Source organism: Pseudomonas sp. HMWF032 (assembly GCF_003060885.1).
GTDB lineage: Bacteria > Pseudomonadota > Gammaproteobacteria > Pseudomonadales > Pseudomonadaceae > Aquipseudomonas.
In genome coordinates this window covers 24,011-31,032 of sequence record NZ_QAIG01000001.1, presented here as the reverse complement: position 1 = coordinate 31,032, position 7,022 = coordinate 24,011, and the positions used below count along the sequence as shown (strand labels likewise).

Sequence of the window (7,022 nt, the reverse complement as noted above, 5' to 3'; positions counted from 1 at the left end):
GTCGGCGAAGCCGCCGCCAGTGTAGATGTTCCCGAATACGTGAATTCCTGGCGTGCGCCGGGCAAGGAATCCTGATGAAACTCGCCTCACTGAATCAAGGCCGCGACGGTGTACTCGTCGTGGTATCCCGCGACCTCAGCCGCGCCACCGAAGTCCCGGCGATTGCCGCGACCCTGCAAGCGGCACTGGATAACTGGACGATCAACAAGCCCAAGCTGGAAGCGGTCTACCAGCGCCTCAACGATGGTCTGGAAGAGGGCGCGTTTGCCTTCGAGCAGGCCGCCTGTCACAGCCCGTTGCCGCGTGCCTATCACTGGGCCGACGGCAGCGCCTACGTCAACCACGTGGAGCTGGTGCGCAAGGCGCGTGGCGCCGAAATCCCGGAAAGTTTCTGGCATGACCCGCTGATGTACCAGGGCGGTGCCGACTGCTTTATTCCGCCGCACAGCCCGATCCTGATGGCCGATGAGGCCTGGGGCATCGATCTGGAAGCCGAGATTGCAGTGATCACCGATGACGTGCCGATGGGCGCGACCGCTGCCGAGGCTGCCGCGCATATCCAGCTGCTGATGCTGGTCAATGATGTGTCGCTGCGTAATTTGATTCCCGGCGAGCTGGCCAAGGGCTTTGGTTTTTACCAGAGCAAACCGTCGTCGAGCTTCTCGCCGGTGGCCATCACCCCGGATGAGTTGGGCGACAGCTGGAAGGAGGGCAAGGTGCACCGGCCACTGGTGTCGCATATCAACGGTGCGCTGTTTGGCAGACCGGATGCCGGCGTGGACATGACCTTTAACTTCCCGACCCTGGTGGCTCACGCCGCCAAGACCCGTCCGTTGGGCAGCGGCACCATCATCGGCTCCGGCACCGTGTCCAACTACGACCGCAGCGCGGGTTCTTCCTGCCTGGCCGAGAAGCGCATGCTGGAAGTCATCGAGAGCGGCGAGGCGAAAACCCCGTTCCTCAAGTTCGGCGATCGCGTGCGCATCGAGATGTTCAACGCCGCCGGCCATAGCCTGTTCGGTGCCATCGACCAGGCGGTGGAGCGCTATGAACACTGAGTTGACGCTCTACGGCTACTGGCGCTCCAGCGCCGCCTATCGGGTGCGGATCGGGCTGAATCTCAAGGGTCTGGCCTACCAGCAAGTGCCGGTGCACTTGGTCAGGGACGGCGGTCAGCAGCACTCGGCTGACTATCAGGCGCTGAATCCGCAGGAGCTGCTGCCCTTGCTGGTCGACAAAGGCAACGGCGGGGTGCGCATCGCTCAATCGCTGGCGATTCTTGAATACCTCGATGAGGTGTTCCCGACGCCCGCACTGCTGCCCAGCGACCCGCAGCAGCGTGCTCAGGTACGTGCTCTGGCGCTGCATATCGCCTGCGACCTGCACCCGCTGAACAACCTGCGGGTGCTGCAGTACCTGACCGGTGAGCTGGGCGTGGGCGAGGGGGCCAAGGACGCCTGGTATCGGCATTGGCTTCATAAAGGACTGGCTGCGGTCGAGGCAGGGCTGGCGGTATTCAATGATCGCCTGTCACTCGGTGAGCGACCCGGATATCTGGAAGCCTGCCTGATCCCACAGCTGTATAATGCGCGCCGTTTTAACTGTGACCTCGATGCGTACCCGCGCATTCTCGCCATGGCGGCGCGTTGTGAGCCTTTGCTGGCCTTTAAGCAGGCTGTGCCGGAGGTGCAACCCGACGCCCAGTGATCCCAGCCGGTTTCGCCGCCGCTAGGGTCGGCGAAACCGGCGCCCTATCACCGGCGAATACAGCGGTGGTCCGTTTGTACTGACGTACCTGGCCTGTATCCTGGCCATCGGTATCCCCGTGATGATGACCGAGATCGCCGTTGGCCGACGCGGCCGTGGCAGCCCCATCGATGCAATCGGGCGGGTGGTCAAGGAAAACAACGGCAACCCGCTGTGCAAGGCGGTCGGCGGCATGGCCATGCTGGCCGGCTTTATGAGCCTGTGTTTCTACGTGGTGGTGGCAGGCTGGGCCTTTGCCTATAAGCGGAAGATGCTTGACGGCTCGCTGGCCGCTACCGCGGTCGAGCAACTTGGCAGGGTGTTCGAGGCCCATAACGCCAACCCCTGGCAACTCGGTGGTAGAGCGTGTGGGTGGCGCGGCTGACCCTGTGGGTTGTCGGCAAGGGCGTGCAGGCTGGTGTCGAAAAGGCCTTTCGCTGGATGATGCCACTGGACTGATCTTTATGAGCCTGCTGCTGGCCGGTTACGTCCTGCGCAGCGAGATCATGGGTGATGACCTGGACCTGCTGCTGGGCTATGCGCTGTGGCTGTTTATGGTGCGCTACGTCAGCCCGGTGCTGATCATGGTGGTGTTCCTGCACGTCCTGGGCTGGTTGATGTTTGACCCGATTGGCCAGTGGTGCTGGATTACCGAGGCCATCGGTCGGCTGGCGATACAGGGTGAAGTGCTCAGGCCGAACGTCGTGCCGGTACTGGTCGGAGCTTAATCGCGCTAGCTGAGTCGCAGGAGAGAAGGGCGCACGGGCAAAAGCTGTGCGCCCTTTTTGTTGCTGCTAGGTGAGTGGCCTGAACAGCTGTCGCCTGGCTGGCCGCACAATTGCTGGGCTGTATATACTGCGCGGCGTTCCGTGACCCGATGCCTGCGCGCATCCACGCTTGCCCTGGCCAATAGCCCTCGACCACTCCGCTGGATCACAAGTCCTGCGGGTTCGTTCCCGTCACGGAACTGACCGACAGGTGATCGCATGCCACGTACTCGTCCTTCCCTCCGCCTGCTTGGGGGGTGTGCTGATGTCTGAACAGCTGCACGCCGGCCCGCTCAAGCGCGGCCTGAAAAATCGCCACATCCAGCTGATCGCCCTTGGCGGCGCGATTGGTACCGGGCTGTTCCTCGGTTCGGCCGGGGTGCTGCAAAGCGCCGGGCCATCGATGATTCTCGGCTATGCCATCGGCGGGTTCATTGCCTTTCTGATCATGCGCCAACTCGGCGAGATGATCGTCGAGGAGCCGGTGGCCGGCTCCTTCAGTCACTTCGCCCACCGCTACTGGGGTCCCTATGCGGGCTTTTTGTCCGGCTGGAACTACTGGGTGCTCTATGTGCTGGTCGGCATGGCCGAGCTCACGGCGGTGGGCAAGTACGTGCAGTACTGGTACCCGGATATCCCCACCTGGGCCACGGCGGCGGCGTTTTTCGTGCTGATCAACGCGATCAACCTGATCAATGTGAAAACCTTCGGTGAAACCGAGTTCTGGTTCGCTATCATCAAGGTGGTGGCGATCATCTGCATGATCCTGCTTGGCCTGTACCTGTTATTCAGCGGCGCGGGTGGTGAACAGGCGAGCGTCACTAACCTGTGGAGCCACGGCGGCTTCTTCCCCAATGGCATCAGCGGGCTGGTGATGATGATGGCGATCATCATGTTCAGCTTTGGCGGCTTGGAGCTGGTCGGCATCACCGCCGCCGAGGCCGATCAGCCGAAGACGGTGATCCCCAAGGCAATCAACCAGGTGGTCTACCGCATCCTGATCTTCTATATCGGCGCGCTCACTGTGCTGCTCTCGCTGTATCCCTGGGACAGCCTGGTGCAGACCCTAACCGCCGGCGGCGACGCTTACGGCAGCAGCCCGTTCGTGCAGATCTTCTCGCTGATCGGCAGCGACACCGCCGCGCATATCCTCAATTTCGTGGTGCTGACAGCCGCGCTGTCGGTCTACAACAGCGGCGTGTACTGCAACAGCCGCATGCTCTACGGCCTGGCCGAGCAGGGTGATGCACCCAAGGCGCTCATGAAGGTCAACAACCGTGGGGTGCCGGTGCTTGCCATCGGCGTGTCTGCGGCAGTGACCCTGCTCTGCGTGGTGGTCAATTACCTGGCCCCGAAATCGGCGCTGGAATTGCTGATGTCGCTGGTGGTGGCCTCGCTGGTAATCAACTGGGCGATGATCAGCCTGACCCATATCAAGTTCCGCAAGGCCATGCAGGGCCAGGGCGTGGAGCCGAGCTTCAAAGCGTTCTGGTTCCCCTTGAGCAACTACATCTGCCTGGCGTTCGTGCTGTTTATCCTCTGCGTGATGCTGATGATTCCGGGCATTCAGATGTCGGTCTACGCCATACCGTTCTGGGTACTGTTTATCTGGGTTTGTTACCGCCTCAAGCAGGTAAGCAACCCTCAGCGGTAGGCTGTGCAAGTATGAAAAAACCCGGCTCAGGCCGGGTTTTTCGTCTGTGGCGGCGCCTATGTCTGAAACTGCAGCACGGCGCTCTGCATGCTGCGCGCCACGCGGTCGAGGCTTTGTGTGGCAGCGGCCAGCTCGTTGACCGTACGGCTGTTCTGCTGTGACATCTGGGCGATGTGTTCCACGCGCAAGGCCACTTCGTTGCTGGCTTTGCTCTGTTCGTTGATGGTCTGGGAAATTTCTTCCACCACTTCGGCAGCGCGGTGGGCACCGCCACGAATCTCATTGATTGATTCCCCGGCTTGGCGAGCCAGTGAAACGCCGTCATTCACCCGGGTTACCCCGGTCTGCATACTGTCCACTGCTTGTGAGGTGCTGCTGCGGATTCGCTCGATCATTTGCGTAATTTCCTGGGTTGACTGTGCCGTACGGGCAGCCAGGTTGCGCACCTCATCGGCTACTACCGCAAACCCGCGCCCGGCTTCGCCTGCGCGCGCGGCTTCGATGGCGGCGTTGAGGGCGAGCAGGTTGGTTTGTTCGGCAATACTTTTGATCACTTGAATGATCGAGTGGATTTCTTCGGATGACTGGCCCAACGCGGTGATCGTAGCGCTGGACTCATTGACGGCCTCGGCAATGCGGCTCATGCCGTCGACTACCCCCATGATCACCTGGCCACCGCTGCTTGCGAGATGTTCGGACTGCGAGGATATTTCCTGGGCATTACGGGCATGGCCGGCAATCTGGCCAATGTTCTGAATCATCTGCTCCATGGCGCACGCCATGCTGGTGGCGTTTTGTGATCCCTCATTGGCACTGTAGACAATGCTCTGCGAGGCCCCGTTCAGGCTGTGCGCGGTTTGCTGCAATTGCTCGCCTTCGGCCCTGATTTCATCGATCATTTTGCGTAAATTGTTTTGCATGTCGGCTAATGCCTGCTGCAATTGCCCGGCTTCGTCGTCACTGTCGACGCTGATGACATTGCGCAAATTGCCCTGGGCGATGGCGCGAGCCACGTTGACGACGGTTTCCAGCGGGCGAAGCACAGCCCTCATGAGTTGGCCGGTAAGCAGGGTGAGTAGGCAGCACACCAGTAGAATTCCGCCAACCAACAGCCAGGCCGCATCCTTTACGGCTGCTTGGCTGTCGCTACGGGCGTTGGCCGAATGAGCTTCGATCAGGCCGCTCAGTGCCTCGTTTTTCTCTTCCAGTTCAGCAAAGCTGGTGTCGAAATCCGGCATGTGACGGCGAGCTTCCTGAGGGTCTTTCAGTGCGAGGTCGACGATGCTTTCTGCCTGCTGGATATACGCCGCCAGCGCCGGTTGCGACTGGCTGACAGCCTGGCGAATAGCATCGCTGAGCGGCAGTTTGGCATTGTCATTGAGCGTGCGGGTAAACCATTCGCTGTGCTCGCGCAGATCCTTACGCAACTGTGTGGCAGCCGTGCTGTCGTTGGGGTCGATGTAGAAGGCGGCCAGTACATCGGAACGCAAGGCGTCATGCATCATGTCGCCTTCAAGGTGATTGCGTAGCGCGCTGATGCTCAACTGGTTTTCATTCAGCGCGCTGGCCAGGCGGGTTTGCCCCCAGAAGCCAATACAACCTAACAGACTGGCTGCCAATACGCTTATAACCCCACAGGCGATCATTTTTTGCCGGATATTCATTCCTAAACCTCCAACAAGACCAAGTAGGACTTCAGCCTAGCTCATGTAACGGCCATTTGTGGCCTATGGCCAAAAAACCGTTATTGCCCGCTACCAAGGGTTACGGGCGCTTTGCGCAGTTCATCGGCCCATGCCAGCAAGGGCACGTCAATGTGCGGCTGCCAGATGCGGGACCACAGCAGTTGCAGGCGAGTAAAATCGCCGCGTTCTACCGGCAGTCGTTCAATCTGTTCAATGGGCTGCCACAGGCCATCGCGTAACGTGGCGAAGACAAAGCGGAACGGATGGAAGCCTGTCATGCCCAGGCGGATATCGGTCACTACCAGTTGCTCACCCAGTTGGTCGTAGCGCAGCACACCATTGGTAAACCAGGCCAGCCGCTTATGCGCAGGGGAGTCGGCCAGTGCTGTGGCCAAATGGGTGCCACGGGGAATACGCGTCAATTGCGGTGGGGCGTCGTCAAACCAGCTGACCAGTGCCTCATGGTAATCCCCACCATCCAGCACGATTACCCGCCACAGCAGGCTGTTGAACGGTGTTGGGGTGCTGAATATCTGTTGCGCTTCGATACCCTGATTTGTCAGCTCAGCAGCCACGCGCTGTTCGGCCATGTATTTGCCTCCCAGGGTGAAGCCCAGGTACAGCGAAGACAGTAGCAACGCCAGGGTTGGGGCTTTGCCTGCTTTGTCCCGTAATCCGTATAGCAGACTAACCGCCACGGCAACGCACAGCGGAACGGTATACAGCGGGTCAATTATAAAAATACTCGACCAGGCGGTGGGTATCGGCGTCAGTGGCCAGAGCAACTGGGTGCCGTAGCTGGTGAAGCTGTCGAGCAGTGGATGGGTTATCAGCACCAGCCAGAGGGTGAGGAACAGGCGCTGCGCGGAGTAGCCGGGGTTATGCCGGAATCGTCGGGTCAGCCAGGTCAGAAACAGCGCCAGGCCGGTCAGAACAAACAGCGAATGGCTGAAACCCCGGTGGTAGGTCATGTCGGCCACGGCGTCGCCATAGTCGATGATCACATCCAGGTCCGGCAATGTGCCGAGCATGGCGCCATACAGCAGCGCCTTGCGCCCCTGCCAGCGGCCGAGCATCGCGCCTTGGATGCTGGCACCGAGTACGGCTTGGGTTATCGAGTCCATGGCAGGTCCTTGGAAGAAACAAGCGGCTAACTTAGCCCAAGGCTCA

Annotated in this window: 5 protein-coding genes and 1 pseudogene; 4 read left to right on the top strand and 2 right to left on the bottom strand. The window is 60.5% G+C overall.

Translation table 11 applies throughout. The annotated features are described in order from the left end of the window. Positions 1–74 precede the first annotated feature (74 nt). The 4 genes and pseudogenes from DBR00_RS00160 to DBR00_RS00145 all read left to right on the top strand — a co-directional run bounded on the left by DBR00_RS00160 (position 75) and on the right by DBR00_RS00145 (position 4,167). Entirely contained in the window at positions 75–1,058 is a 984-nt protein-coding gene (locus DBR00_RS00160) for a fumarylacetoacetate hydrolase family protein (protein WP_108488377.1), read from the top strand. Then, positions 1,048–1,707, top strand: coding sequence for a maleylacetoacetate isomerase (gene maiA / locus DBR00_RS00155; RefSeq protein WP_108488378.1), 660 nt, complete (start codon positions 1,048–1,050; stop codon positions 1,705–1,707). The genes DBR00_RS00160 and maiA overlap by 11 nt, the downstream gene beginning before the upstream one ends. Before the next feature lie 46 nt (positions 1,708–1,753). Next, positions 1,754–2,474, top strand: a pseudogene (locus DBR00_RS00150) (sodium-dependent transporter); the annotation flags it as partial. Positions 2,475–2,778: 304 nt separating this feature from the next. Then, positions 2,779–4,167, top strand: coding sequence for an amino acid permease (locus DBR00_RS00145; RefSeq protein WP_371920604.1), 1,389 nt, complete (start codon positions 2,779–2,781; stop codon positions 4,165–4,167). Between the two features lie 56 nt (positions 4,168–4,223). Here DBR00_RS00145 and DBR00_RS00140 read toward each other — a convergent pair whose 3' ends face one another. Continuing rightward, positions 4,224–5,831 carry a methyl-accepting chemotaxis protein gene (locus DBR00_RS00140; protein WP_108488379.1) on the bottom strand — a complete coding sequence of 536 codons (1,608 nt, stop codon included), beginning with the start codon at positions 5,829–5,831 and terminating at the stop codon, positions 4,224–4,226. An 80-nt stretch (positions 5,832–5,911) separates the two neighbouring features. Further along, on the bottom strand, positions 5,912–6,976 hold the full coding sequence (locus DBR00_RS00135; RefSeq protein ID WP_108488380.1) for a metal-dependent hydrolase: 1,065 nt from the start codon (positions 6,974–6,976) through the stop codon (positions 5,912–5,914). Positions 6,977–7,022: the final 46 nt, after the last annotated feature.